This window comes from Lawsonibacter sp. JLR.KK007, assembly GCF_036941135.1.
Taxonomy (GTDB): Bacteria; Bacillota; Clostridia; order Oscillospirales; family Oscillospiraceae; genus Lawsonibacter.
The window spans coordinates 1586544-1612893 of sequence record NZ_JAYWSY010000001.1 but is presented as its reverse complement, the minus strand read 5'-3'; the positions used below and the strand labels follow the sequence as shown (position 1 = coordinate 1612893).

The following is a 26350-nucleotide window of genomic DNA, read 5'->3' as shown; positions in this document are numbered from 1 at the left end:
GGGAATCTGTTCATAAAATTTTCATCTTGGAATTTGTCTTTTCGGTTGCCAAACCGTTGGAAATATCGTATAATACCATGATGAAGTATTTTGCGCACCAAACGCGGAAATGAGGTGAGTCCATGTGACAGAACTGATCCACAGCTTTCAAATGTTCTGGCAGTCTACCTTCCCGCTGCTGCAGATTCAGCTGACCGACCTTCTGGATATCGCCATTTTGGCCTTTATCATCTACAAACTGCTCTGGATGCTGCGCAAGACCAGCTCCGGCCGGGTGCTGCGGGGCGTGTTGATCCTGCTGGGGGCAATGTTTGTCTCCTCCAATTACGTACTGTCCCTCACCGCCACCAGCTTTTTGCTGGACCGGGTGATTCAGTGGGGAGTTTTGGTGCTGGTGGTGCTGTTTCAGCCCGAGATCCGCCGCTTTTTGGAGCGGATGGGCAGCAGCCGCCTGGGTCTGGTGTTTGCCTCCAGCCGGGCGAACGGGGAGGAGATGGACACCGCCATCAACCAGACCTGCGAGGCTTACGCCGACCTGTCCCGGGACAAGGTGGGGGCGCTGATGGTCTTTGAGCGGCAGAACCTGCTGGACGATGTGATCAAAACGGGCACCGCTCTGGACTGCAGCGTGTCCAGTGAGCTGCTGAAGAACCTGTTTTGGAATAAGGCCCCCCTCCATGACGGGGCGGTCATCGTCCGGGGCGGCCGGATCGTGGGCGCGGGCTGCATGCTGCCCCTGTCGGGCAACGTGAACCTGAGCCGGGACCTGGGCATGCGCCATCGGGCAGGCATCGGCATGAGCGAGCACTCGGACGCCGTGGTGGTCATCGTCTCAGAGGAGACCGGGTCCATCTCCGCCGCCGTGGGGGGGATGCTCAAGCGGCATCTGGCCCCGGAGACGCTGGAGCGCCTTCTGCGCAACGAGCTGCTCAACGACAAGCAGGAGGAGAAGCGAAGCGGACAGCTCCCCCTGGTGGGGCTTCTGCTGGGCGGAAGCAAGAAGGAAGAGGGTGACCCGCTGTGATGGCACGGCTGAAAGAGAGCCGGTGGGTGTACATTCTGCTGTCCATTGTGCTGGCCATTGTATTCTGGGTCTACGTGCGGGCGTCGGTGGACCCCAACGGGGTGACCTCCATCCACAACGTGCGGGTGGAGACCACCGGGACCAGCGTCCTCGCCAGCCAGGGGCTGATCATCTCGGACATCTCCCCCCAGATGGTGGAGCTGCCGGTGGAGGGGCCCACCAGCGCCCGCGCCGAGTTGCTGCGCAACCGGAGCGGCCTGTGTGTGCGGGTGGACGTCTCCAGCTGCTCGGAGGGGGAGAACACCCTGCGCTACCGGGAGGTGTGGCCCGAGGGCATCAACTCGGACGACCTGACGGCCAAGACCTCTACCCTGGTGGTGACGGTGGAGAAGCTGTATACGAAGTCCTTTGACGTCCAGTTCCAGCTGAACGGACGGGTGGCCCAGGGCTACCAGATGGGCACGCCAGCCATTGAGCCGGTCTCCGTGGTGGTGGGCGGCCCGGTGGAGCAGGTGAATCAGGTGGACAAGGTGGCGGCCATTCTGGAGAGTGGGGAGCTGAGCGAGCGTTTCGCCGGCGACCTGCCGCTGGTCCTGCTGGACAAGCAGGGCAATTCCCTCACCAATCTGGAGGTCACCCTCAGTACCAACACCGCCTATGTGGTGGTGCCGGTGGTGGTAGTCAAGGAGGTGCCCCTCACGGTGAACCTGGTGCCCGGCGGCGGCGCCGCCGTGGACGACGCCAAGCAGGAGATCGACCCGCCGTCCATCGTTGTCTCCGGCGTGGAGGCGGATATGGCGGGCCTGGAGGAGATCTCCCTGGGCAGCATCAATCTGTCCAATGTGGAGGGGACCAAGCCCTTCACCTTCCCCATCACGCTGGACCCCAGCCTGACCAACGAGAGCGGCTTGACCACCGCTACCGTCACTGTGACGGTGGAGGGGCTGGACACAGAGGTGTTCGCCGTGAGCAATATCCGGACGACCCCGCCGCCCAGCGGCTATGAGGCGGACGTGGTCACCCAGAGCGTTCTGGTGACCGTCCGGGGGCCGGCGGAGGACCTGGATAAGGTGGACGCCAGCCAGATCCGCATTGTGGCGGACCTGTCCAATGTGACCACTTTGGGAACCAGCGTGGTTCCCGTCCGGGTCTATCTGGATGGGATCGATACAGTGGGTGTGATTGGGACCTACTCGATCGTGGTAAATATGAGCAGATAAGTGAGGATCCCTATGGTTCAAAATGCAATTGTGAAAAAAATTATTCGGGAGGGGGTGGCGGAGGTCTCTCTTCTGCGTCAGATGGAGTGCGGCCTGCACTGCGACGGCGCCTGCGCCGGCTGCTCCGCCAAGCCGCCCCAGGAGATTCTGGCCCTGGCCTCCAACGGGATCGGGGCCAAGCCCGGCGACTTTGTGGAGGTGGAGCCGGCCAGCGGAGGCAATTACAGCACCTCAGTGGCGGTGTTTCTTCTGCCCTGCGTGGGTCTGGGCCTGGGCTACGGCCTGGGGATGGGGGCGCTCCACCTCAGCGAGATCACCGCTCTGGCGACGGCCTTCCTGGGACTGGCCGCGGGGTTTGTGCCCGCCCTTCTGATGGACCGGGCCATCACCCGGAGGAACGCCCCGGAGTTTGCCATTTTGAAGCAGCTGCGCTGAGGACGGACGGATGTTCGGCTATGTGCGCCCCTTCCGTCCGGAGCTGAAATGCAAGGACTTTGATCTGTACCGGGCCACCTACTGCGGCTTGTGCCGGTGCCTGCGGCGGCGGTACGGGCTGGCGGCCCCCATGCTCCTCAACTTTGACTTCACCTTTCTGGCCCTGCTCCTGTGGGAACCGGAGGACCGTTTCCATCCCTGCCGGGGCCGGTGCCACGCCAATCCGCTGCGCCGGCTGCCCATGTGTCCCGACAGCGGGGCGCTGGAGCTGGCTGCGGACGAGAGCGTGATCCTGGCCTGGTGGAAGCTGCGGGATTCGGTCCAGGACGAGGGCTTTGGGAGGGGTCTGCCCGCCCGGGCACTGTCCGTCCTGCTGCGGCCCGCCTACCGGAAAGCGGCCCGCCGCTGTCCCGGCTTCGACCGGACAGCGGAGCGTTGTCTGAAGGAGCTGGCTGTGCTGGAGCGGGAGCGGTGCACCTCGCTGGACCGGACGGCGGATGCCTTTGCCCGTCTGCTTCAGGCCGCCGCGCCCCAGGAGGGGGAGCGGGGACGTGTGCTGTCTCAGCTGCTGTACCATCTGGGGCGCTGGATCTACCTGGCCGACGCCCGGGACGACTGGGAGGAGGACAGGCTGGCCGGCCGCTACAACCCGGCGGCGGCCCGGTATGGCCCCGATGGGGACGACGAAGCCCTGCGGCAGACCATGGACCACTCCCTGGCGCAGATCGGGGCCGCCCTTCAGCTGGGGGACTTCGGCTGCCGGACGGCGCTGCTGGAAAATATCGTGTATCTTGGCCTGCCTCTGGTGGAGAAGGCCGTGTTTGATGGGACCTGGAAGGATATAAAAAAACAAAAGATTTGGAGAAACGACACATGAGAGACCCGTACAGTGTTTTGGGAGTCAGCCAGAACGCCAGCGACGACGAGGTGAAAAAAGCCTACCGGGAGCTGGCCCGGAAGTATCATCCGGACAACTACCAGAATAACCCCCTGGCCGACCTGGCAGAGGAGAAAATGAAGGAGATCAACGAGGCTTACGACACCATCACCAAGCAGCGTGCCGGCGGCTATTCGGGGAGCTTCTCCGGCGCTCCCGGCGGCCAGCGGAACGGCTATGCCTCGGCGTCCGCCCATCCCTCCTATATCCGAATCCGCAACCTGATCAACGGGGGCGATCTGATGCAGGCGGAGCAGCTGCTTTACGAGGTGGGGCAGAAGGACGGGGAGTGGTATTTCCTCGCCGGCAGCATCGCCTACCGCAAGGGCTGGATGGACGAGGCTATGCAGAACTATACCCGGGCCGTCCAGATGGACCCCAACAATGTGGAGTACCGTCAAGCCCTGACCATTATGCAGCGGGGGTCCATGGGCGGATACCGGCCTGCGGGCTACTCCACGGGGATGGACGCCATGGACTGCTGTACCACGTTGATGTGCCTCAACTGTCTGTGCGGAGGAGGCCGTTGTTAAATGGCGTGGACAGATCGAACCCGGCGCAGCCATACCGCGCTGGGCGGCGTACTGGCGGCTGGCAGCCTGGTGCTGCTGTGGCTGGCCTGCACGGCTCCCTCGGGCCGGTTGGGACTGACTGCGGCGGCCGGACTGTTCCCCATGGCCGCCGCTCTGTATGCCGGCCGGCCGGCGGGGTATCTGTGCTGGGCGGCGGCGTCCCTTCTTGGTCTGATCCTGCTGCCGGATAAGGGCGTCGCGGTGATGTTTCTGGCCTTCCTGGGGTTGTACCCGGTGGTCAAGGGCCGTTTGGAGTCCCTGGACCGGCGGTGGCTGGAGTGGTGCCTGAAGCTGGCGCTGTTTGGCGGGGAGCTTACTTTGTTCTGGTTTTTCCTGAAAGCTTTGTTTATGCCGGAGCCCCCTGGGTGGCTGGCAGACCATACGCTCCTCCTCTACCTGGGGGGCTATGGGGTCTTTGTGATTTACGATATTGGGTTATCCCGACTTATTACCCTTTTGCGCATTCGGCTTGGCCGTGCGAAAGGACATTAAGGAGAGTGAACGATATGGTCAAAAGCATGACCGGGTACGGCCGGGCGGAGGAGACCTTCAACGGCTGTACCATTACTGTGGAGCTTCGCTCCGTGAACAACCGCTATCTGGACTGCAGTGTCCGCATACCCCGGCTGTACCTCTTTGCGGAGGACGCCATCAAGACCCAGGTGCAAGGGGCAATCTCCAGGGGAAAGGTGGACGTTTTCGTCACCCTGGACAGCTCCAGCGCCGGCAAGGTGCAGGTGTCTGTAAACCGGCCGGTGGCGGATGGCTATTTCACCGCGCTGAAGCAGCTGTCGGAGGACTACGGGCTGTCGGGAGAGATCTCTGTCTCCCTGCTGTCCCGGTTCCCGGAGGTCCTCCTGGCCGAGAAGGCCGAGGAGGATGTGGAAGAGATGGCGCGGGATATCTGCTCCGTTCTGGACCAGGCTCTGGTCGATTTCGACCAGATGCGCACCCGGGAAGGAGAGCGGATGAAGGAGGACATCCTGTCCAGGGCTGCCGCCATCGAAGAAAAGGTGGCCGTCGTGGAGAAGCGGTCCCCCCAGACAGTGGCGGAGTACCGTGCCAAGCTGGAGGCCCGGATGAACGAGGTCCTGGCCAGCACCCAGATCGACCCCGCCCGCATCCTTACCGAGGCGGCTGTTTTTGCCGACAAGGTGGCGGTGGACGAGGAGACCGTCCGCCTGCGCAGCCACATCGGCCAGCTGCGGGAGATGCTCTCCAAGGGGGGGGCTACCGGGCGGAAGCTGGACTTCCTCATCCAGGAGTTTAACCGGGAGGCCAACACCATCGGCTCCAAGTGCAGCGACATCGAAATCTCCGGCCAGGTGGTGGACATCAAGGCGGAGATCGAAAAGATCCGGGAGCAGGTCCAGAACATTGAGTAAGGGGGAGGCGCCGTTGAAGCTCATCAACATCGGCTTTGGCAGTCTGGTCTCTGCCGGCCGGCTGGTGGCGGTGGTCAGCCCCGAGTCCGCTCCCATCAAGCGCATGACCCAGGAGGCCAGGGAACGGGGCATCCTCATTGACGCGACCTATGGCCGCAAGACCAAGGCGGTCCTGGTTATGGACAACGACCATCTGGTGCTGTCCGCCCTCTCCCCGGAGGTGATCGCGGGCCGTCTAGGGGATGAGACGCGGGACGGAGGAGAGGAGGAGCCATGAAAAAGGAGAAGGGACAATTGATCGTGCTGTCCGGGCCGTCGGGCGTGGGCAAGAGCACGGTGATCGCGGAGCTGTTCGGCCAGCGGGAGAACATCTACTTTTCGGTTTCCTACACCACCCGGCAGCCCCGGGTGGGCGAGCAGGATGGGGTGAATTACAACTTTGTCGTCCGGGAGGAGTTTGAGCGGATGATCGCCGCCGACGAGCTGCTGGAGTACGCCGAGTACGTGAACAACTACTACGGCACCTCGCTGAAGGCCATCCAGGACAAGCTGAACGCGGGGGTGGACGTGCTGCTGGACATCGAGGTCCAGGGGGCGGCCAAGGTGCGGGCCCGGTGCCCGGACGCTTTGTTTATCTTCATTATCCCCCCCTCCTTTGAGGAGCTGTCCCGGCGGCTCCACCGGCGAAACACCGACAGCGAGGATGTCATTGCCGGCCGGCTGGAGAAGGCCAAAATCGAGTTTAAGGAGATCCCCAGCTACGACTACCTGGTCATCAACGACAAGGTGTCGGGGGCTGTGGCGGAGATCGAGGCCATCCTGAAGGCCGCAGAGTGCAGAGTGGAGAATCGAAAGTCTATTCTGGCGCAGTTTGCGTAACAATAGTATTATATGACATGAAGGAGTCTTTGCTATGATGCTGTATCCCGCGATGAAGGACCTGCTGGAAAAGGTGCCCAGCCGCTATGAGCTGGTGAATGTGGTGGCCTGTCAGGCCCGCCGCATTGCCCGCGACGCCGAAATGTCCGGCGAACCCCTGGCCGAGAAGCCGGTGAGCATTGCCATTCAGGCGGTGGCCGACGGCAAGCTGGAGGTCCAGCCCGAGGTCTCGGAACAGGAATAAGCAGGGGGGCGGCGCCCTTGCCGCCCCGTTTTATTGGATTACTCCGATAAAGCGGGCTGCCAGGGCGCCGGCCTTTATCTTTTTGCGAGAGGTGACAGCCTTGGGACGGAAAATTGCAAAGGTGGCTGTTGCAAAGGCTGTTTATGCCATTGACCGCCCCTACGACTATCTGGTCCCCGCCGGGTTGGAGGACCATGTGGTTCCCGGGATGCGGGTGCTGGTGCCCTTCGCCGCCGGCAACCGGGGGTCGGACGGGCTGGTGCTGTCCGTTTCTGAGGCCCCCTCCGCCGGACAGCCGCTGAAGAGCATTCAAGCGGCGCTGGACGAGGAGCCGGTGCTGGACGAAAAGGCGGTCCAGCTGGCCCTGTGGATGCGGGAGCGGTATTTCTGCACCGTCTACGACTGCGTCAAAGCCATGCTGCCGGCGGGGCTGTACTTCTCCCTGCGGGACTGCGTGGCCATCAAGCCGGGCGTGGACCGGGCGCGGGCCTACGCCGCCGCCGGGGACGCGCCTGCGGCCGTCCAGCTGCTGGACCTGCTGTGGAGCTGGGGCGGGAAGGGGGACATGGAGCAGATCCGCCTGGCCTTCGGGACCCGGGACCCCAACCCCGCCATCCGCCGGCTTACCGAGGCGGGAGCGGCCGTTGTGGAGACCGCCGCCCAGCGGGCGGTAGGGGACAAGACGGAGAAGCTGGCGGTGCTGGCCGTCCCGGTGGAGGACGCCATGGCGATGGTGGCCCCCCGGCGGAAGACCGCCCCCCTGCGCTACGCGGTAACAGAGCTGCTGTGCGCGCTTGGGGCGGCGTCGGCCAAGGACCTATGTTACTTTACCGGGGCGTCTCCCCAGACGCTCAAGTCGCTGGAAAAAAGCGGGATTCTCACTCTGGAGATGCAGGAGGTGCTGCGCCGGACCCCTCTGGAGGATGTGGAGCCGGCCCTGCCGCCTGTACTCAACGGGGAACAGCAGGCGGCCTTCGAGGGGCTGGACGCCCTGGCCCGGCAGGAGGGACCCGCCGCCGCCCTGCTCTACGGCGTGACGGGCAGCGGCAAGACCCAGGTGTACATCCGTCTGATCCAGGAGACGCTGGACCGGGGCCGGACCGCTCTGGTGCTGGTGCCCGAGATCGTGCTGACCCCCCAGCTGCTGCGGAGCTTCGCCGCCCATTTCGGCAGTCAGGTGGCGGTGCTCCACAGCTCCCTCCGGGCGGGGGAGCGGTACGACGAGTGGAAGCGGGCCCACCGGGGCGAGGCCCAGGTGGTGATCGGAACCCGGTCGGCGGTGTTCGCACCCCTGAAAGACCTGGGCCTTATCATCCTGGATGAGGAGCAGGAGGGCAGCTACAAGTCGGAAAATGTTCCCCGCTACCACGCCCGGGACGTGGCCAAATACCGCTGTGTCCAGAACAACGCCCTGCTGGTGCTGGGCTCGGCCACCCCGTCGGTGGAGACCATGTACCAGGCCAGGGAGGGCCAGATCGGGCTGTTCCGGCTGAAGAACCGGTATAACCAGAGGGCTCTGCCCCAGGTGCTCATCGCGGACCTGAAGGAGGAGCTGCGCCAGGGCAATGCCGGCTCCATCAGCTCGGTCCTGCACCAGGAGCTGGCAGAGACCCTGAAGCGGGAGGAGCAGGCCATCCTGTTCCTCAACCGCCGGGGGGCCAGCCGGATGGTGCTCTGCGGGGAGTGCGGCCAGGCTCCGGAGTGTCCCCGCTGCTCGGTCAAGCTGACCTACCATTCGGTCAACAGCCGGCTGATGTGCCACCACTGCGGCTATTCCCAAAAGCTGCCTCCGGCGTGTCCCTCCTGCGGGGGACTGCTGAGCTTTGTGGGCACCGGCACCCAGCGGGTCCAGGAGGAGCTCCGGGACCAGTTCCCCTGGGCGGAGGTGCTGCGGATGGACACGGATACGGTGTCCGCCGCCCACCCTCACGAGGAGCTGCTGGAGCGGTTCCGCCGGGAGAGAATCCCCATCCTGGTGGGCACCCAGATGGTGGCCAAGGGGCTGGATTTTGAGAACGTGACCCTGGTGGGGGCGGTCGCCCCTGATCTGTCCCTCTATGTGGACGACTTCCGGGCGGCGGAGCGGACCTTTTCCCTCCTCACCCAGGTGGTGGGCCGGGCGGGACGGGGGGAGAAGCAGGGGAGAGCGGTCATTCAGACCTTCACCCCGGACAACGACGTAATCCGCTGTGCCGCCCGCCAGGACTATGACTGCTTCTACGAACAGGAGATTGAGCTGCGGCGTCTGCGTCTGGACCCGCCCTTTGCCCAGCACGTGGTAGTCACTGCCTCCGGTCTGGAGGAGGGGGCCGTTTTGCGGGGCTGTACCCGCCTGCGCCAGGCGCTGGAGGCGGAGCTGCCCAGCCTCCCCGGACCGTGGCAGCTGCTGGGACCGGCTCCTGCGGCCATCGCCAAGGTGAACAACCGCTACCGCTACCGCCTTACCCTCACTGGCCAGCCCGAGAAAGCCTTTCGGAACCTGCTGTCCTATCTGCTCCGGGCGGCCCAAAAGGATAAAGAAAACAAGGGCGTCTCCATCTATGCGGATGTGGACCCCTATAACAGCTAGAAGGAGAAAAGAGTATGTCGATCCGAACGATTTTGACCCAGGATGACCCGGCACTGAGCAAGGTGTGCCACCCAGTGACCAAGTTTGACGGCAAGCTGGCCGATCTGCTGGACGATCTGAAGGAGACCCTGTCGGATGCCAACGGCGCTGGTTTGGCAGCCCCCCAGATCGGTATCCTTCGCCGGGCGGTGATTGTGGTGCCTGACCCGGAGCTGGATGAGATGATCGAGCTTGTCAACCCGGAGCTGCTGGCCCAGGAGGGGGAGCAGGACGGCTGGGAGGGCTGCCTGTCCCTGCCCGGCATGTGGGGCAAGGTGAAACGGCCCAATTGGGTCCGGGTGCGGGCTCAGGACCGGTATGGCAACTGGTTCGAAATCGAGGGGACCGAGATGGCCGCCCGGTGCTACTGCCACGAGCTGGAGCACCTGGAGGGCCATATGTACGCCGAGCACACTGACCGCCTTTATACCGCCGAGGAGCTGGACGAGATCATGTCCCAGGAGGAGAAAGAGGAGAACGCCAGGCGGCGCAGGAGGAGAAGAAGATGAGAATCGTTTTCATGGGGACTCCTGAATTTGCCGTCCCCTCTCTGAAGGCGCTGATCCAGGAGCACCAGGTGGTTGGGGTGTTCTGCCAGCCGGACAAGCCGGTGGGGCGGCACCAGAACAAGCTCCAGTCCCCGCCGGTGAAGGTGTGCGCCCAGACCCACAGTATTCCGGTATACCAGCCGGAAAAGCTGCGGGATGGGGCCGCCCTGACTATTTTGCGGGAGTTGGCTCCGGAGCTGATTGTGGTGGCGGCCTACGGCCGTATCCTCCCTGACGAGATTCTGGCGTTGCCTCTCAAGGGGTGCATCAACGTCCACTCCTCCCTGCTGCCCAAGTACCGGGGGGCCGCCCCCATCAACTGGGCCATCCTCAACGGGGAGGTGGAAACCGGCGTCACCATCATGCACATGGCCTCCGAGCTGGATGCAGGGGACGTGATCCTCCAGCAGTCCACGCCCATCCATCCCGAAGAAACGGCGGAGATGCTCTACGGCCGCTTGGCGGAGCTGGGTGGGAAGATGATTTTGGAGGCGGTGGCCCAAATCGAGGCCGGGACCGCCTCCCGCATCCCCCAGGACCACGAACAGGCCACCCTGGCCCCCATGCTGTCCAAGGCGCTGTCCCCCGTCGACTGGACCCGAAGCGCCTGGGAGATTCATAATCAAATCCGAGGGCTGGTTCCGTGGCCGTCAGCCACCACCGACGTGATTACCGGGGACACGATGAAGCTTCACCGCTCCTGCCTGCCCGGAACGAAGTCATCCGCCTGCCCCGGCGTCATTGTGGCGGCAGGGAAGGAGGGCATCGACATCGCCTGCGGCGATGGCCAGGTCCTGCGTATTTTAGAGCTCCAGGCCCCCGGTAAAAAGAAGATGTCTGCTGCCGCCTACCTGGCAGGGAATCCGATTCAGGTGAAGTGATGCAGGATTTTTCCAGCTATGGCCAGGCGATTGCCCCCAACTTGATTATAGAGCGTTTCCGTGACCGCTATGTGGACCGAAAACGGATGACCCGCGTCATACTGATGTGGAACTCATTTTTGCCTCAATATAAGCCCCGCTGCCTGCCAACCGAAGAATTGTCACACTTGAATATCCCAGGAGATAAGCGAGTGGTTTTTTACCGGGAACCAGAAAATCTTTTGTACGGAACCACGTTTTCTGCGGTTGTGGAGTATGTTTGTCAGTTAGAACCCTGGGAAAGTGTTGACGCTTATGTGTTTGACGGAACTATGGACTGGGTCATTGCAATTACCCATGAGGATGCGATTCTCTGTCTGGGGCTGTAGAGAAAAAACGAAGTTTTTTCCAAAGTTTTCTTTTGCTTCTTTTCTTTTTCAAAAGAAAAGAAGAGGAAAGGCCGGTGAGAAGTATGGACGCCCGGGAAGTATCGCTGCTGGCGCTGAACGACTGCCAGCGGCAGGGGGGATGGTCGGACGCCATCCTGAAAAAGCGGCTGGCCGCCGCCGGACTGGACAGCCGGGACGGGGCGCTGGCCACCCAGCTGTGCTTCGGCGTGCTCCAAAACCGGCTGCTGCTGGACTTTTATCTGTCACACTTTTCCAGCCTTCCCCTGAAACGGATGGAGGGCAAGGTGGTGGAGGCCCTGCGGCTGGGGGCCTACCAGATGCTGTTTCTGGAAAAAATCCCCCACAGCGCGGCGGTGAACACCTCGGTGGAGCTGACCCGGAAGCACTGTAAGAACCCCCGGGCGGCGGGGATGGTCAACGGCATCCTGCGCAGTCTGGAGCGCAGCCTGGAGCGCCTGCCCGCCATCCCGCAGACCGACCCGGTGAGCGATCTGTCCACCCGCTACTCCCATCCGGAGTGGCTGGTGCGGGAGCTGCTCGCCACCCTGGGCGGCGGTGAGACGGCCAAGCTGCTGGCGGCCAACAACAGCCAGCCCCCTATCACCGCCCAGGGGAATACGACGAAGACAACCCTGGAGCAGCTGGCCCAGATGCTAGAGGAGGAGGGAATCCAAACCCAGCCCCACCCCTGGCTGGCGGACTGCCTGATCCTGTCCAAGCCGGGCAATCTGGAGCGGCTGGCCGCCTTTCAGCAGGGCCTGTTTTACGTTCAGGACCCGGCCAGCAAGCTGGCGGCGCTGGCCCTGGACCCTCGGCCGGGGATGCGGGTGCTGGACTGCTGCGCCGCCCCCGGCGGCAAAAGCTTTGCCTGCGCCATTCAGATGGAGGGCCGGGGAGAGGTGATTTCCTGCGACCTCCACCCCCACAAGAAAAGGCTGATTCAGGCCGGCGCGGACCGGCTGGGTCTGACCAATCTTTCCCCTGTGACCGCCGACGGCAAGGCGTTTCGTCCGGAGTGGGAGGCTGCCTTCGACCGGGTGCTGGTGGACGCCCCCTGCTCCGGCCTGGGGGTGATCCGGAAGAAGCCGGACATCCGCTACAAGGACCCGGCCCCGCTGACTGGCCTGCCCGGCGTCCAGCGAGCCATTCTGGACAACGCCGCCCGCTATGTGAAGCCCGGCGGGGTGTTGGTCTACTCCACCTGCACCGTCCTCCGCCGGGAGAATGAGGATGTGGTCCGGGGCTTTTTATCGGACCACCCGGAATACAGGACGGAGGCGTTCCGTCTGCCCGAGCACGTGGCGGACGGGGGAGGGGGGATGGTCACCCTCTGGCCCCACCGCCAGGGGACGGACGGATTTTTCATCAGTAAACTGCGCAAAGAGGAGTGAACTCTTTGGTTGATATAAAATCAATGACCCTGGAGGAACTCACCGCTTGGCTTCAGGGCCAGGGGGAGCCCGCCTTCCGGGCCAAGCAGATATTTCAGTGGCTGTACCGGGGGGTCACCTCCTTCGAGGAGATGACCAACCTATCCAAAGCCCTGCGGCAGAGGCTGGGGGAGACCGCCCTGCTGGCCCCGCCCGCCGTGGCCCGGAGGCAGGAGTCCCGGCAGGACGGCACCATCAAGTATCTGTGGCGGCTGGCCGATGGCAACTGCGTGGAGTCGGTGCTCATGCGCTACCAGCACGGCAATACGGTGTGTATCTCCTGCCAGGTGGGCTGCCGGATGGGCTGTGCCTTCTGCGCCTCCACCATCGCAGGGAAGGTCCGGGACCTGACCCCGGCAGAAATGATCGATCAGGTGTTGTTTACCCAAATTGACAGCGGAGCGCCCATTTCCAACATCGTTTTGATGGGGATCGGGGAGCCGCTGGACAATTTTGACACGGTCCTGCGCTTTTTGACCCTGGTGAACCACCCTGACGGGCTGAACATCGGGATGCGGCACATTTCCCTGTCCACCTGCGGTTTAGTGGACGAAATTGACAAACTGGCCCAGTATGGGTTACAATTGACTTTATCGGTATCCCTCCACGCGCCCGATGATGAGACCCGGTCCCGGATTATGCCTGTGAACCGGAGCGTGGGGGTGGAGCGGCTGATGGAAACCTGCCGCCGGTATTTTGAGACCACCGGGCGGCGCATCTCCTATGAATACGCCATGATCGACGGGGTGAATGATTCCGACTGGCAGGCGGATCTGCTGGCCAGACGGCTGAAGGGCGCTCCGGCCCATGTGAATCTCATTCCCCTCAACGAGGTGGAGGAGAGCCCTCTGAAGCCCAGCCGCCGGGTGGCGGCCTTTCAGAAGCGGCTGGAGGGGCACGGCGTGACGGCAACCGTCCGGCGAAAGCTGGGCGGTGACATCGACGCCTCCTGTGGACAGCTTCGCCGCAAGGCGATGAAAGAAGAGACATAAGCCGGCTTTTCGGCGGAAACGAGGTTGAACGCTATGCAGGTATGGGGAGTGACCGACCGCGGCGCGGTACGCCAACAGAATCAGGACGCCTACGCGGCCAGAGTGCTGGAGGACGGCAGGGTGATCGCCCTGGTGTGCGACGGCATGGGCGGAGCGCGGGCAGGCAACGTAGCCAGCACCATGGCCGTGGAGCGGTTCATGGAGGAATTTTTCAAACCGGGCCAGGACGGCCCGGTGGAGGAGCGGATTGGCCATGCCGCCTCGGTGGCCAATCAGGAGATCTTTGCCCGCTCCATTCACGACGAGGCCTGCACCGGCATGGGCACCACCCTGGTGGCGGTGCTGGCCGGGGAGCGGGAGGCGGTGATCCTCAATGAGGGAGACAGCCGGTGCTACCACATCAACGCCGAGGGGATCATTCTGGTCACCCGGGATCACTCCCTGGTGGAGGACCTGGTGGAGCGGGGCGAGCTGACCCGGGAGCAGGCCCGCACTCACCCCCACAAGAACCTGATCACCCGGGCTTTGGGGGCGGAACCCGTCCTGATGGCCGACTGCTTCCGCCAGGCACTGGAGGAGGGGGACTATCTCCTGCTGTGCAGCGACGGGCTGAGCAACGTGGTCAATGAGCAGGAGATGCTCTATGAGGTGATCCACGGCGGAGAAGATGGGCAGTGCTGCCAGCGGCTGCTGGACATCGCCCTCAGCCGGGGCGCGCCGGACAACGTGACGGCAGTGTTAGTCAAACGCTGATAGACCGCCCCCCTTCGGAGACGGGATATCCTGAATGATAAGGAGGATATTTACCATGGATCATTACATCGGTAAATTACTCGACAACCGATATGAGATACTGGAGCTGGTGGGGACCGGCGGCATGGCCAAGGTGTACAAAGCCCGGTGCCACCGGCTGAACCGGCTGGTGGCCATCAAGATTCTGCGGGAGGACCTGTCCCAGGACGCCGAGTTCCGCCGCCGCTTCCATGACGAGTCACAGGCCGTCGCCATGCTGTCCCATCCCAATATTGTGGCCGTATATGATGTGAGCCGCTCCTCCGAGCTGGAGTACATCGTGATGGAACTCATTGACGGCATCACCCTGAAGCAGTACATGCAGAAAAAGGGCAACCGCCTGAACTGGCGGGAGGCGCTTCATTTCATCATCCAGATCACCAAAGCCCTGGGTCACGCCCACAGCCGGGGGATCATCCACCGGGACATCAAGCCCCACAACGTGATGGTCCTGCGGGACGGCAGCGTGAAGGTGGCCGACTTCGGCATCGCCCGGGTGGCCTCCGGCGGGCACAGCACCCTGACCCAGGAGGCCCTGGGCTCGGTCCACTACATCTCCCCGGAGCAGGCCCGGGGCAGCCACATCGACAGCCGCTCCGACCTGTACTCCGCCGGGGTGGTGCTCTACGAGATGATCACCGGACGGCTCCCCTTCGAGGGGGATACCCCGGTGTCGGTGGCCATCCAGCACATCAATTCCATCCCCCTGTCCCCCCGGGAGCTGGACCCCTCCATCCCGGAGGCGCTGGAGGCCATCACTATGAAGGCCATGGCGCCCAACCCAGACGACCGCTATCTCTCTGCCGACGATATGCTGGCCGACCTGGAGGAGTTTCGGAAAAACCCCAACATCAATTTTGACTACAACTCCTCCGATTTCGACCCCGAGGAGGTCCCAGAGGAGGAATATACCCAGGTCCGCCCTGTCCACCAGCCGGTCCGGCAGGCCCCAGACCGCCGCTATGAGGACAGCTACGAGGAGGACTATCCCCCTCCGCGCCGCCGGTCCGGCCGCCGGTACGAGGACGAGGAGGAGGACTACCCCCCTCAGCGCCGCCGGTATGAGGATGACGAGCCGGTCCGCCGCCGGGGGTCCGTTTGGCCCATTTTCCTGGCGGTGGCCGCTGTGCTGCTCTTTGTAGGGCTGGTGGCCTACTTCCTGTGGAACACCCTCTTTGCCGGAGTGTTTGCTCCGCCTGAGACCCATTCCGTCCCGAATCTGGTGGGCAGGATGTATGAGGATGTCAAGGACGACACCGAGCTGCTGGCAGGGTTCACCCTGATTGAGGGGGACACCATCGCTGACGACGCTGACCCCGGCACCATCATCGACCAGGACCCCAAGGAGGATAAGGAGGTGGGGGAGACCATCACCGAGATCAAGGTCACCATCAGCGGCGGGCCGGAGATCATACCGGTGCCCCACCTGGACGGCATGAACTTCCAGGACGCATCCACCACTCTGCGCAACATTGGCTTGAAGGCCGCCGTGCCCGATTATGAGTTCTCTGAGACGGTCGAGCAGGGCTATGTCATCTCTTACACGCCCACGGAGGGCGTGGAGCTGCCCCCAGGGACAGAGGTCCACATGGTGGTGAGCAAGGGTCCGGAGGATAAGCCCTTCCCCATGCCAGGGCTGGTGGGGATGACTAAGGCCAGAGCGTTGGCCGAGATCGACAATAAGAATTTGCAGCAGGGCAATGTGGAGCAGGAGGAGTATGACGACGAGATCGAGGAGGGCAAGGTCATCAGCCAGTACCCCCTGGAGGGTTCCGAGGTGACAGAGGGCACCGAGGTCAACCTGGTCATCAGCAAGGGCCCCGACCCCGCCACCCAGCCGCCCGATCCTCCCGTCCCCTCCAGCGGTACCAAGTACGTTACGGTGGATCAGCTGGACCGCTTTGAGGGGACCATCACCGTGCAGCTGTTTATGGACGGCGGCGAGATCGGCAGAGAGACGGTGGACACCAATATGGATACGGCGGTGACCTTCCAGGTCAGCGGGACGGGCTCCAAGACCCTGACCTACTATATCAACGGCGTAGCGACAGGCACCATCCCTGTAAACTTCGACGAATGAGGGAGGGCATGATCCGAAAGGCCCTCAGCGGCTTTTACTATGTGGACGACGGGGCGTCCGTCGTGACCTGCCGGGCGAGGGGAAAGCACCGCCACGCCCGGCTCACCCCCCTGGTGGGAGACCGGGTGCGCTTTACCCCCCTGGAGGACGGTTCCGGTGCGCTGGACGAGATCCTGCCCCGGAGGAACGAGTTTTACCGCCCCGCAGTGGCCAACATCGACCTGCTGGTCGTGGTGGCCTCCCAGGCGATTCCCGTGACCGACCCCTTCCTTATCGACCGGGTGGCGGCGATTGCCCGGAGCCGGGACTGTGAGACGCTGGTCTGCATCAACAAGTGCGACCTGGAGCCAGGGGAGGAGCTGGCGGCGATCTATGAGAAGGCCGGCTTTCCCACCCTCCGGGTGAGCGCGGAGACCGGGGAGGGGATCGAGGCCCTGCGCCTCGAGCTGGCCGGAAAGGTGTGCGCCTTTACCGGCAACTCGGGGGTGGGCAAGTCCAGCCTGCTGAACGCGCTGGAGCCGGACTTCTCCCTGCCCACCGGCGGGATCAGCGAAAAGCTGGGCCGGGGACGGCACACCACCCGTCATGTGGAGCTGTTCCGCCTGTCCTGCGGCGCGCTGGCGGCGGACACGCCGGGCTTTTCCTCCTTCGAGGTGGACCGGAGGGAGCTGGCCCGGAAGGAGGAGCTGCAATATGCCTTTCGGGAGTTCGCCCCCTATCTGGGCCAGTGCCAGTTCCAGGACTGCGCCCATGTGAAAGAGCGGGGGTGTGCCGTTCTGGCGGCGGTCCGGTCGGGGGCGGTCTCTTCGACCCGCCATCAGAGCTATGTCCGCCTGTATGAGCAGGCGAAAGCCATCCCGGATTGGGAGCGAAACGAAACATAAGAGGGGTAACTATGAACGAAATGATCCTCCTCAAGCTGGGCGAGATGGTCCTGAAGGGCCTGAACCGCCGCAGCTTTGAGGATAAGCTTCAGGCCAACATCTACCGCCGCCTGAATAACCTGGGCCAGTTCCGGGTGTACACCCGCCAGTCCACCACCTATGTAGAACCTATGGACGGCGGGTGTGACATGGACGGGGCCTGGGAGGCGCTGACCAAGGTCTTCGGGGTGGTGGGCCTGTCCCGGGCCAGGGCCTGCGAGAAGGACAAGGACGCCATCCTGTCCGCCGCCCGGGAGTATTTGGACGATAAGCTGTCCGCCGCCAGGACCTTCAAGGTGGAGACCAAGCGGGCGGACAAGACCTTTCCCATGACTTCCATCCAGCTCAGCCAGTATGTGGGCGGCGAGCTGGACGAGCTCTACCCCGATTTGAAGGTGGACGTCCACCACCCGGAGCTCACCGTCCATGTGGAGATCCGGGACTACGCCGCCTTTGTCCACGCCGATCCGGAGCCGGGGGCGGGAGGACTGCCGGTGGGCATCAACGGCCGGGCGGTGTCTCTGCTGTCCGGCGGCATCGACTCCCCGGTGGCCTCCTGGATGATCGCCAAGCGGGGGGTGGCCCTGGAGATGGTCCACTTTTTCTCCTACCCCTACACCTCCAACGAGGCCAAGGAGAAGGTCCTCGACCTGGCCCGGCTGCTCACCCCCTGGTGCGGACGGCTCACCGTCCATGTGGTGCCCTTCACCGCCATCCAGGAGGAGCTGCGCCGGTCGGTCCCCCAGGAGCTGTTCACCCTGGTCATGCGCCGGTTTATGATGCGGATCTCCGCGCAGGTGGCCCGGCGGTGCGGAGCCAAGGCCCTGGTCACCGGCGAGTGCCTGGGCCAGGTGGCCAGCCAGACCATGGAGGCCATGGCTGTCACTGGCGCAGTGGTGGACCTGCCCATCCTCCGCCCGGTGGTGGGGATGGACAAGGAGGACATCGTCAAGCTTTCACGAAAGATCGGCACCTATGACACCTCCATCCTCCCCTATGAGGACTGCTGCACCGTGTTTACCCCCCGCCATCCTCGGCTGCGTCCCACGCTGGAGGAGCTGGAGGCGGCGGAGCAGGCGCTGGACATCGAGGGGATGGTCCGGGCCGCTGTGGACGGCATTGAGCGCGTTCAGGTATAACAAAAGGCGGCAGCCGGCCGCAGCGCCCGTGTGTCGAACAACCAAAAATCCCTGGCAGGAAATCGCAATAAGCGTCCTGCCAGGGATTTTTTTGAAGGATAGCTCCCCTACTGGGGACCTCCAGCCAGCGAAGGGATGCGCCGGGTGACGCTATCTCCGTCCAAAGCCGCCGCCTCGGGAGCTGCCGCCGCCGGAGAAGCCTCCTCCGCTCCTGCCTCCGCCGGAGAACCCGCCGCCCCGGCTGCCGCCGAAGGAGCCGCCAGAGAAGCCTCCGCCCCTGGGGCCGCTGGAGAAGCCGCCTCCCCGGGAGCCGCCGGAGAAGCCTCCGCCTCTGGGACCGCTGGAGAAGCCTCCGCTGGAGCTGCCCCCCTTGGGACCGCCGAAGCCAGTGAAGTGATTACCTCCGCCGGGACGGCTGCCGGGGCCAGGTCCCGGACCGGGACCCGGTCCTCTGGGCGGGGGCGGAGGAGGGGGCTGCCGCCAGTTCCGCCGGAACCAGAGGGAACCCGGAGCGTGCCAGAAGAAAATGGGCCGGAACATCACCGGGGGATTGACTACGCCGTAGTACTGCTGGCGGTAGGTGTTGTAGCGGATGCGGTCGATGGCGTTGACAACGATCACGATGGCGATGAGAATAAAGATGAGCATTACAACGCCTGCAAAGGTGTTCCCGCCGTAGATCCCACCGGGCGCAGGAGAGGTGTTGTTGTCCAGATAGCCCAGGCCGTAGTTGTCCACGTAATACTGATTCAGGCTGAGGAACAGATTCTGAATGCCGGTCCCGTAGTCCTTGGACTGGACGTAGGGATACAGCTCGTTGTCCATATGGGAGGTGATCTGACCGTCGGTGAGGGGATAGTCGGGTCCCACCGCCAGGTAGGCGTCCTTGGCGGAGGTGTCAATGACCAAAATGCCGTCCGCCGACGCCAGCTCAATCTCTTCGCCCAGGTCGTAGGCGTAGTCGTCGAGACTGCCGCTGACGGATCTCACCGCCGCCACGGCAATGATACTGTCATACCGCTGGGCCCAGTTGGCGTTGTAGAGGCAGATCGCCTCCTCTTCCTTGGAGGACAGCACGCCCGCCTCGTCCCAGATATAGTCGGCAAATTGCTTGGTGGACAAGCTGGTGTCCAGTCCGAGGTCCGCCGCCGGCGTGGAGGGGGAGGCTGCGGGGGCGGAGGGCTTAGCCCGTCCGATGGCCACCGCTCCCACAATCATGACTGCGGTGAGCAGCCAGGCCACCCAGGTTTTCTGCAAAAATTTCATAGCGTTCTCCTAAACTCAGCCCCGCAGCTCCAGCAGCTTCTGCTTCAGCTCGCCCTCAATGCGGCCCAGCTCGGCTTCGGCCTCTTTCCGCTTCTGAGCGCCTTCGGTCTGGATCTTCATCACCTCATCCAGGGTGGTGATCAGCTGCTGGTTGGTGTGCTGGAGGGTCTCGATGGAGACCACGCTCCGCTCGGCCTCCCGGGCGGTCTCGATGGTGCCCATCTTCAGCATGTCGGCGTTCTTCTGGAGGAGCTGGTTGGTCATATCGGTGACGGCGGACTGGGCCGCAGTGGCCTGACGGCCGTGCTCCAGGCCAAGGGCCAGCACCATCTGGCTCTTCCACAGGGGGATGGTGTTCACCAGAGAGGACTGGATCTTTTCCAGCATCTGGGTGTCGTTGTTCTGGAGCAGGCGGGTCTGGGGACCCATCTGGATGGAAATCATCCGGGTGAGCTCCAGGTCGTGGAGCTTCTTCTCAAAGCGGCTGCACAGGTTGGCGAAGTCGTTGTAGGCCTGGGCGTCCTCCTGGGCGCCGGTGGTCTCCGCCTTCTGCTTCAGCTCCGCCAGGTCGTGGGTGCGCAGGTACTCCAGCCGCTTTTTGCCGGCCAGAATGTACATGGTGAGCTCCTTGTAATATTTGGTATTCAGCTCATACATCTGGTCGAACAGGGCGATGTCCTTCATCAGGGTGACCTGGTGGTTCTCCAGCACCTTGACGATTTTTTCCACGTTCGTCTCCGCCTTGGAGTAGCTGGCCTTCAGAGCCTCCAGCTCGTTTTTCTTTTTTTGGAAGAAGCCGCCGATGCCCTTCTTCTCTGGCTGGCCGAAGGTCTTCAGCTCCACCACCAGGGAGGACAGGGCCTCGCCCACCTCGCCCAGGTCCTTGGTCTTGACGTTGTTCAGGGCGCTTTCGGAGAAGGCGGCGATGTTCTTCTGGGCGGCGGAGCCGTAGTTGAGCACCAAACTGCTGTCGGTGATGTCGATCTTCTGGGCAAAGTCGTCCACCATCTTTTTTTCCGCCTCGCTGAGCATGGACTCGTCCAGCTTGACGGCGTTGGCGTCCCGGGCGGCCTGAGCCGCCTGGGGAGCCGCAGGGGCCTCCGGGGCGGAGGGGGTGAGGGTCAGCGCCGGGGCCTCCACCGCCTGGGCTGCGGAGGGCTCGAAGGTCAGCTCGGGGGTGGTGTTCAGATTCAGTTCGTCACTCATGATTTTGTTCCTCCTGTTGTTTTTTGGTATAGGTGATCCACCAAAGGACCGCGTTAAAGGCGAAAAGCACGGATCCGTAGGGGCGGCCTGTGGCCGCCCGTTGGAATTTGCGGGTTGGAGAGGGGCGGGCCGGGTCGTCCCGCCCTACAGCTCCAGCTTGGGTCCGTCCGTCCCGCCGGTGGGTTTGGAGGGGCCGGACAGCCCCTCCTGAGCCAGCAGGTTTTCCATGACGGTGATGTCGGTGGAGATATCCAGAGCCTCGTCCCCGAAGAGGGAATCCAGCTGCTTGTCAAAGGCGGCGCACAGGGTGTCCAGCATCTGCTCCACCTTGGCCTTGGTGGCGCTGATGTTGCTGCCCGACACCCCGGCGGAGTCCATCCGGTCATAGGCGTTGAGCAGCTTCAGGGTGGTGGGCAGAAAGTAGTCCAGGAAACGAGAAATCTGCGGCTTCGATTCCGGCTTCTCGATAACGTGGTCGATGATCTTCCCGGTGACCTCCTCCAGGTGGTCAATCTGGGCGGAAATCTTCGGGTCCGGGATGGCGTCGTTCAGGCGGCGCAGCTCGGACACCGCCCGATCCCGCTCCGTTCGGAGGGCGGCTACCTGGGGATCGGCTGGTTCTTCCTTCTTGGACTCGGTTTTTTTGGCCTCCGTCTTGGGGGCATCAGGGGTCTGATAGACCTTGTCCGGCCAGATGGCCTTGCCGATGGTGTAAACCACCAGAGACAGCCCGGCGCACAGCGCATAGTGGAGCGGAGCGCGCAGGGGGAAGAGCAGGGCATAGCCCAGCCATGCAAAGCCCACCAAGTAGATGGGCAAAACGGACACTTTTTTCTGGGTGGTCATGACGTACCTCCGCATAGAATATATCCTCTGTATTGTACCCCCAAACGCCTGGAAGTGTCAAGGAAATTGGAACAGTTTGCAAATTGAGGCGAGGTGGGGTATAATAAAAAGCGCCCGGCTGCGGGCGCAGGAGGTTTTTTATGAAGACAGGACTGGTTCTGGAGGGCGGGGCCCTCCGGGCGATCTATTCCAGCGGCGTATGTGACGGCCTGCTGGACGGCGGAGTTATGACGGACTATGTGATCGGCGTGTCAGCGGGGATTGCCTACGGGGTAAGCTATGTATCCCGCCAGCCCCGGCGCAACCTGGAGGTGGTCACCCGGTTTGCTCCGGATAAGCGGTACATGGGCTGGCGCAATTTGGCGGACAAGGAAAACCGCAGCTACTTTGGCCGGAAATTTGCCTATGACATCATCCCCAATCAGTTGGTGCCCTTCGACTATGATACCTTCGCGGCCTTCCCCGGAGAGGTGGAGGCGGTGGTTACGAACCTGAACACCGGGAGGGCGGACTATCTGCCCGTCCCCCGGAGGGACAAAGAGTCCACCGTCCTTCAGGCGAGCTGCGCCATGCCTCTGCTGTTTCCGGTGTTTGAGATCAACGGTCAGCCCTACCTGGACGGCGGCATTGGGGACGCCATCCCCTGGCGGCGGGCGCTGAGCAAGTGCGAACGGGTCATTGTGGTGTTGACCCGTCCGCGGAGCTACCGCCGCAAGCCGGACAAGGGGATGAAGCTGGTCCGGAGGCGGTATAAGGATTACCCTGTATTTCTGGAGGTCATGGAGCGGCGGGCGGAGGTCTACAACCAGGACCGGGAGCAGCTGTTCCAGGCGGAGCGGGAGGGGAGACTTTTGGTGCTTGCGCCGGAGTCCACCCTGGGCGTGGCCCGGACGGAGCGGGATACCGAAAAGCTGCGCCTGCTGTGGGCCGCAGGCTATCAGGCGGCGGTGGACCGCCTGGAGGAGATCAGAGGGTTTCTCCAAGGTTGATGGCGGAGGTGACGGCGGCACTGGCCGGCGTCCCGTTCTGAGCGGCGGCCGTGCCGGGCTGAGCGGGCTCCAGCGCATAGAGGGCCAGGGTATCCCCAACGATGGTAAAAAAGGCGCCCAGCTTGGCCAGCTGGGCCTGGTCCAGACCCTGTGACAGCGCGGCGGAAAAGGCTACCGCTATGGTGAGCAGCTGTCCACTGTTGGCGTTATACAAAGACAATAGGACCACCCCTGGATTATCCTATGCGGGATAGCATTCCATGGGTACGGAGAAAAGGAGTTTTGCCGGTGAAACTTGTAGTGATCGACGGTCAGGGCGGCCGGCTGGGCAGTCTGCTGGTGGAAGGACTCCGGAAGCGGCTGCCCCAGGCCCAGATCTGCGCGCTGGGGACCAATGCTGTGGCCACTGCCGCCATGCTGAAGGCGGGGGCGGACGTTGGCGCGACCGGAGAGAATCCGGTGGTCCGCAATGTTATGGATGCGGACGGCGTACTGGGTCCGGTGGGGATCGTAGTGGCCAACGCCATCTTGGGGGAGGTCACCCCCGCCATGGCGGAGGCGGTGGGCAGCTGCCGGGGGAAGAAATATCTGGTGCCGGTGAACAGCTGCGGCGTAGTGGTGGCCGGCGTGGAGGAGCTGCCCCTGCCCGCCTACGCGGCGCAGGCGGTAGAGGCGCTGGCGGCGGAGCTGGACCTGTAAAAATCAGAGGAGAATCCTCCCAAGGCGATTGACTTTTGGGGAAGATTCCTGTATGATGTATGTTATGGGATAAGCGCCTGTGATGGAATTGGTAGACATGCGAGATTTAGGTTCTCGTGCGGAAACGCGTGTGGGTTCGAGTCCCTTCAGGCGTACCAAACCCATATAGTCCGAACCTGTTTCCGATTGGGGATGGGTTCGGATTATTGGTTTTCTTTGACCGTTATGAGAGTACATACTTCGTAAATATGGTAAACGATACAATGCAGACCGCCCGGTGGGTCTATGACCTGCCGGGCGGCTTTTGTGGTTTCCTGCGGCCAGGAAACCACCAGTACAGAGGAGATAGGCAACCCGGTCTATCGCAATATGCACCATATCTGCGGCGTCATGCGGTTTCGGGCGTCATCCCGTCAAGGGACCGTTACAGGCTGGCTCCGCCGCCCCAAACTTGGGACTGTGTGATTGTCAGAACGGTTTCAGTGGGAATACCGGCAATCTCGCTGCCGAAAATCTCCCGCAGGTTCCCGCCCGTCAGCATGGCGGCAAGCTGGGACCTGGCCGCAGCGGACGCGGCCAGCTGGTCAGCCTGGATGTGCCGCTGAATTTGCTTTTCCACCGCCAGCTTCATAAACTCGGCGTGGCGGGCTATACGCAAATCCCACCAGCTTTCTTCATCGTCAGAACCGCTCTTGGAATAGGTGATCTCGCCGCCCGCGCTGGAGGAACAGGCGTTGCAGATGTTCCCGTCCTCCCCGATGGCGACGGCCTGGGACATCCCCGCCGTGCTTCCGGGGATGATGGCCTCGTTCCGCGCTACGTCAAAAGCAAACCATGTGTCGATCTTCGCAAAGATCTCCTGGGCGTAGGCCGGGTCCTGCTCCATGCGCTCCTGCACCTTGGGATGAATGACCACGGCCTTGCTTCCAGGCGGGACGTTGCCCAGGGCGTGAATCTCCTTGGGAGCGGTGAACCGGCCGTCGATGGAGCCGTAGAAGGGGTTGGCCCCGGTGGGTTGCCAATTCTCCAGCGTTTCCTTTGCTTTGTCCCCGTCCTGGTACAACAGGTAGTGGGGGTAGTCGTTCCGGGTGCGCCAATAACCGCTGCTGGCGTCAAAGACGTGGTAGTGGATGTTGGGATACTTGGCTTTCAGCATGGTTTCCAGAGAGGGGGCCTCTACCGCCTCCGTTCCTGCGGCCTGCACCTGTCCGCCGGAGCGAACCGCCAGATCCATCATCAGGCTGGTGGGCATCGCCGCCATGCCTGCCAGACCGCCCAGGCCGGTGGTGAACGTGTCGGCCCTGCTTCTGCTGGCCTGTGCCGCCATATCCATGAAGCTGCTGCCCTGCGTCCCGGTCTGCCTTGCTTCACGGGCCTTTGTGGGGGTACTGTATGTCTGCGCCCCGTAACTCGGCTGAATCGTATTGCTCATGATATATCCTCCCTTAAAGCAGACCCATCAAAAGTTCTGCGGCACTGACGGAACCGCCGTTCATGCGGAGCTTCATCATCAGCCGCCGCTTTGCTGCGGCTTCCTCGGCAAGTTCCATATATTTTTTATGACGTTCCATGCGCTGTTCCCAAAAGCTGCCTTTTGCGCGTGAATGAAATTCAGAATCATTACTAACAGGCCATGAATCGGCTCTGTATTGATTGAGGTCTGTTCCAACAGTAATCAGAATAGAACAATTTCTTGGGGCAAAAGAAGCCCCCAAATCCCTTTGAAGCAAAGAGAGAACCTGTGCCCTATATTCTGGATCATCTTTCATCGCTTGAAATGCTGCGTCCGATATATTGACAGCCGCATTACTTACTGTTGGATTGCAGATTATTTTCGACAAGTCCTCATAAAACTCTTTCTTAAAGAGCTGCATTTCCTCTGCTTTCGATAACTCCGCTTTCTGCTGGGTGACCTCTGTTCCGTTGATCTCAGATACATCATTTTTCTTTTCACTGGCCCGCGCCGCCATATCCATGAAGCTGCTGCCCTGCGTCCCGGTCTGCCTTGCTTCACGGGCCTTTGTAGGGGAGCTGTATGTTCGCATCCCGTAACCCGGTTGAATCGTATTGCTCATTGTATCACCCTTCCCGACATTACATATTGAGGAAAAACATATTTGCTCCTGCTGGTAAAGAAATCTCCGGCGTGATAGCGGGGGCGGATACCATCCGCGTTTTCAGCAAATCACCGATATTGGAAAAGGATTTTTCCAGCGCCTCGGCCTGTGCGGTACGCTCCCACATGGCCCTACGCCGTGCCGCGGCCGCCGCAGACTGCTCCTGATACTGCCGCTGCTGTTCCGCTTTTTTCTTGGCCTTTTCAGCGTTGATTCTGTTTACCTCGGCCACACGCTCCGGGGAATCACTGCACCCGCAAATATAAGTCACGGTTCCGTCCTCATGGACTACCACTCCGCAAGGCTCAAAAACCAAGCCCTGTGCGGCACAAATCGCATTTCCTTGGGGGATAACGGTGTTGAAAAAATAGTCGATTTTTTGCTCATAATAGAGTGCTTTTTTCACGTCACCCGCCATTTCTTTCAGGATATTGGGTGCAATCACAACATCGTTGCCGCTCATGCGCTTGCCAGCTTTTTCAAGGCTTGCCTGATCCTTCCCAATGCTTTCGATTGTCACCCGCCCATATTTCTTTTTCAAATGCTCCAGATAGGCGTCCACATTCGACGTTTCATCCGTTTCGGAAACTTCCAGCTTACCGCTGACCTCCAGCACATCAGCCGTGCCTCTGCCAGCCCTCGAAGCCATGTCCAGAAAGCTGGACGTCCGCGCCGCCGTACTCCGAACGTTGCGGTTTTCGGGCAGGGGACGATACATCCTGTTCAAATATCCGCAATCAATCATGCTG

The 26350-nt window shown here is 62.4% G+C and carries 29 protein-coding genes and 1 tRNA gene; 23 read left to right on the top strand and 7 right to left on the bottom strand.

All coding sequences use genetic code 11. The features are described from left to right. Nucleotides 1–124: 124 nt before the first annotated feature. The 20 genes from cdaA (at nt 125) to thiI (ending at nt 18478) form a co-directional block, all read left to right on the top strand. Entirely contained in the window at nt 125–1024 is a 900-nt protein-coding gene (cdaA, locus tag VV088_RS08885; RefSeq protein WP_334600338.1) for a diadenylate cyclase CdaA, read from the top strand. Further along, nucleotides 1024–2244, top strand: coding sequence for a CdaR family protein (locus tag VV088_RS08880; RefSeq protein ID WP_334600337.1), 1221 nt, complete (start codon nt 1024–1026; stop codon nt 2242–2244). The genes cdaA and VV088_RS08880 overlap by 1 nt, the downstream gene beginning before the upstream one ends. Before the next feature lie 12 nt (nt 2245–2256). Next, on the top strand, nt 2257–2679 hold the full coding sequence (locus tag VV088_RS08875) for a SoxR reducing system RseC family protein (RefSeq protein WP_334600336.1): 423 nt from the start codon (nt 2257–2259) through the stop codon (nt 2677–2679). Between the two features lie 10 nt (nt 2680–2689). Continuing rightward, complete coding sequence (locus VV088_RS08870) at nt 2690–3556, top strand: DUF5685 family protein (RefSeq protein ID WP_334600335.1); 867 nt, start codon at nt 2690–2692, stop codon at nt 3554–3556. Beyond that, nucleotides 3553–4149, top strand: a complete 597-nt coding sequence (locus tag VV088_RS08865; protein ID WP_334600334.1) for a J domain-containing protein — start codon at nt 3553–3555, stop codon at nt 4147–4149. Before VV088_RS08870 ends, VV088_RS08865 begins: the two co-directional genes overlap by 4 nt. Then, entirely contained in the window at nt 4150–4680 is a 531-nt protein-coding gene (locus VV088_RS08860; protein WP_334600333.1) for a hypothetical protein, read from the top strand. Between the two features lie 14 nt (nt 4681–4694). Then, nucleotides 4695–5573 (top strand): YicC/YloC family endoribonuclease, encoded by an 879-nt coding sequence (locus tag VV088_RS08855; protein WP_334600332.1) that lies wholly within the window; start codon nt 4695–4697, stop codon nt 5571–5573. Nucleotides 5574–5586: 13 nt separating this feature from the next. After that, the gene (locus tag VV088_RS08850; protein ID WP_334600331.1) at nt 5587–5850 is read left to right on the top strand and encodes a DUF370 domain-containing protein; all 264 of its coding nucleotides are present in this window, start codon (nt 5587–5589) and stop codon (nt 5848–5850) included. Further along, the gene (gmk, locus tag VV088_RS08845; RefSeq protein WP_334600330.1) at nt 5847–6452 is read left to right on the top strand and encodes a guanylate kinase; all 606 of its coding nucleotides are present in this window, start codon (nt 5847–5849) and stop codon (nt 6450–6452) included. The genes VV088_RS08850 and gmk overlap by 4 nt, the downstream gene beginning before the upstream one ends. A gap of 34 nt (nt 6453–6486) precedes the next feature. After that, nucleotides 6487–6696 carry a DNA-directed RNA polymerase subunit omega gene (gene rpoZ, locus VV088_RS08840; RefSeq protein ID WP_334600329.1) on the top strand — a complete coding sequence of 70 codons (210 nt, stop codon included), beginning with the start codon at nt 6487–6489 and terminating at the stop codon, nt 6694–6696. Between the two features lie 100 nt (nt 6697–6796). Next, nucleotides 6797–9265 (top strand): replication restart helicase PriA, encoded by a 2469-nt coding sequence (gene priA, locus VV088_RS08835; RefSeq protein ID WP_334600328.1) that lies wholly within the window; start codon nt 6797–6799, stop codon nt 9263–9265. Between the two features lie 14 nt (nt 9266–9279). Further along, the gene (def, locus tag VV088_RS08830; protein ID WP_334600327.1) at nt 9280–9813 is read left to right on the top strand and encodes a peptide deformylase; all 534 of its coding nucleotides are present in this window, start codon (nt 9280–9282) and stop codon (nt 9811–9813) included. Beyond that, a complete protein-coding gene (fmt, locus tag VV088_RS08825) occupies nt 9810–10733 on the top strand; it encodes a methionyl-tRNA formyltransferase (RefSeq protein ID WP_334600326.1) in 924 nt (307 codons plus the stop codon). The genes def and fmt overlap by 4 nt, the downstream gene beginning before the upstream one ends. Continuing rightward, the gene (locus VV088_RS08820) at nt 10733–11101 is read left to right on the top strand and encodes a hypothetical protein (protein WP_334600325.1); all 369 of its coding nucleotides are present in this window, start codon (nt 10733–10735) and stop codon (nt 11099–11101) included. The genes fmt and VV088_RS08820 overlap by 1 nt, the downstream gene beginning before the upstream one ends. Nucleotides 11102–11184: 83 nt before the next feature. Then, nucleotides 11185–12513 carry a 16S rRNA (cytosine(967)-C(5))-methyltransferase RsmB gene (gene rsmB, locus VV088_RS08815; RefSeq protein WP_334600478.1) on the top strand — a complete coding sequence of 443 codons (1329 nt, stop codon included), beginning with the start codon at nt 11185–11187 and terminating at the stop codon, nt 12511–12513. Nucleotides 12514–12518: 5 nt separating this feature from the next. Next, nucleotides 12519–13544 carry a 23S rRNA (adenine(2503)-C(2))-methyltransferase RlmN gene (gene rlmN / locus VV088_RS08810; protein WP_334600324.1) on the top strand — a complete coding sequence of 342 codons (1026 nt, stop codon included), beginning with the start codon at nt 12519–12521 and terminating at the stop codon, nt 13542–13544. Nucleotides 13545–13577: 33 nt separating this feature from the next. Beyond that, the gene (locus tag VV088_RS08805; protein WP_334600323.1) at nt 13578–14297 is read left to right on the top strand and encodes a Stp1/IreP family PP2C-type Ser/Thr phosphatase; all 720 of its coding nucleotides are present in this window, start codon (nt 13578–13580) and stop codon (nt 14295–14297) included. A gap of 55 nt (nt 14298–14352) precedes the next feature. Beyond that, nucleotides 14353–16416 carry a Stk1 family PASTA domain-containing Ser/Thr kinase gene (gene pknB / locus VV088_RS08800; RefSeq protein ID WP_334600322.1) on the top strand — a complete coding sequence of 688 codons (2064 nt, stop codon included), beginning with the start codon at nt 14353–14355 and terminating at the stop codon, nt 16414–16416. An 8-nt stretch (nt 16417–16424) separates the two neighbouring features. After that, on the top strand, nt 16425–17300 hold the full coding sequence (rsgA, locus tag VV088_RS08795) for a ribosome small subunit-dependent GTPase A (RefSeq protein WP_334600321.1): 876 nt from the start codon (nt 16425–16427) through the stop codon (nt 17298–17300). A gap of 11 nt (nt 17301–17311) precedes the next feature. Beyond that, nucleotides 17312–18478 (top strand): tRNA uracil 4-sulfurtransferase ThiI, encoded by a 1167-nt coding sequence (gene thiI / locus VV088_RS08790; protein WP_334600320.1) that lies wholly within the window; start codon nt 17312–17314, stop codon nt 18476–18478. A 150-nt stretch (nt 18479–18628) separates the two neighbouring features. On the opposite strand, the gene VV088_RS08785 is transcribed toward thiI, so the two are convergent. From VV088_RS08785 to VV088_RS08775, 3 genes are all read right to left on the bottom strand, one after another. Continuing rightward, the gene (locus tag VV088_RS08785; protein ID WP_334600318.1) at nt 18629–19744 is read right to left on the bottom strand and encodes a TPM domain-containing protein; all 1116 of its coding nucleotides are present in this window, start codon (nt 19742–19744) and stop codon (nt 18629–18631) included. A gap of 15 nt (nt 19745–19759) precedes the next feature. Next, nucleotides 19760–20950 carry a toxic anion resistance protein gene (locus tag VV088_RS08780; protein WP_334600317.1) on the bottom strand — a complete coding sequence of 397 codons (1191 nt, stop codon included), beginning with the start codon at nt 20948–20950 and terminating at the stop codon, nt 19760–19762. A gap of 144 nt (nt 20951–21094) precedes the next feature. Next, nucleotides 21095–21796 (bottom strand): 5-bromo-4-chloroindolyl phosphate hydrolysis family protein, encoded by a 702-nt coding sequence (locus VV088_RS08775; RefSeq protein WP_334600316.1) that lies wholly within the window; start codon nt 21794–21796, stop codon nt 21095–21097. A gap of 140 nt (nt 21797–21936) precedes the next feature. On the opposite strand from VV088_RS08775, the gene VV088_RS08770 reads away from it, so the two are divergent. Further along, the gene (locus VV088_RS08770; protein ID WP_334600315.1) at nt 21937–22785 is read left to right on the top strand and encodes a patatin-like phospholipase family protein; all 849 of its coding nucleotides are present in this window, start codon (nt 21937–21939) and stop codon (nt 22783–22785) included. On the opposite strand, the gene VV088_RS08765 is transcribed toward VV088_RS08770, so the two are convergent. Then, nucleotides 22763–23005, bottom strand: coding sequence for a hypothetical protein (locus tag VV088_RS08765; RefSeq protein ID WP_334600314.1), 243 nt, complete (start codon nt 23003–23005; stop codon nt 22763–22765). The two genes, VV088_RS08770 and VV088_RS08765, sit on opposite strands and share 23 nt — an antisense overlap. A 68-nt stretch (nt 23006–23073) precedes the next feature. On the opposite strand from VV088_RS08765, the gene VV088_RS08760 reads away from it, so the two are divergent. Both VV088_RS08760 and VV088_RS08755 read left to right on the top strand, forming a co-directional pair. Beyond that, entirely contained in the window at nt 23074–23484 is a 411-nt protein-coding gene (locus VV088_RS08760) for a DUF3842 family protein (RefSeq protein ID WP_334600313.1), read from the top strand. A gap of 73 nt (nt 23485–23557) precedes the next feature. Further along, a tRNA-Leu gene (locus VV088_RS08755) sits at nt 23558–23642 on the top strand. 266 nt (nt 23643–23908) lie between these two features. Here the strand turns inward: VV088_RS08755 and VV088_RS08750 are convergent. Genes VV088_RS08750 through VV088_RS08740 form a run of 3 tightly spaced genes read right to left on the bottom strand, consistent with a single transcriptional unit; the run spans nt 23909 to nt 26217 of the window. Then, nucleotides 23909–24916, bottom strand: a complete 1008-nt coding sequence (locus tag VV088_RS08750) for a hypothetical protein (RefSeq protein WP_334600312.1) — start codon at nt 24914–24916, stop codon at nt 23909–23911. Between the two features lie 13 nt (nt 24917–24929). Then, nucleotides 24930–25559, bottom strand: coding sequence for a hypothetical protein (locus tag VV088_RS08745; protein WP_334600311.1), 630 nt, complete (start codon nt 25557–25559; stop codon nt 24930–24932). A 19-nt stretch (nt 25560–25578) separates the two neighbouring features. After that, nucleotides 25579–26217, bottom strand: a complete 639-nt coding sequence (locus VV088_RS08740; RefSeq protein WP_334600310.1) for a DUF6033 family protein — start codon at nt 26215–26217, stop codon at nt 25579–25581. Between the last annotated feature and the right edge of the window lie 133 nt (nt 26218–26350).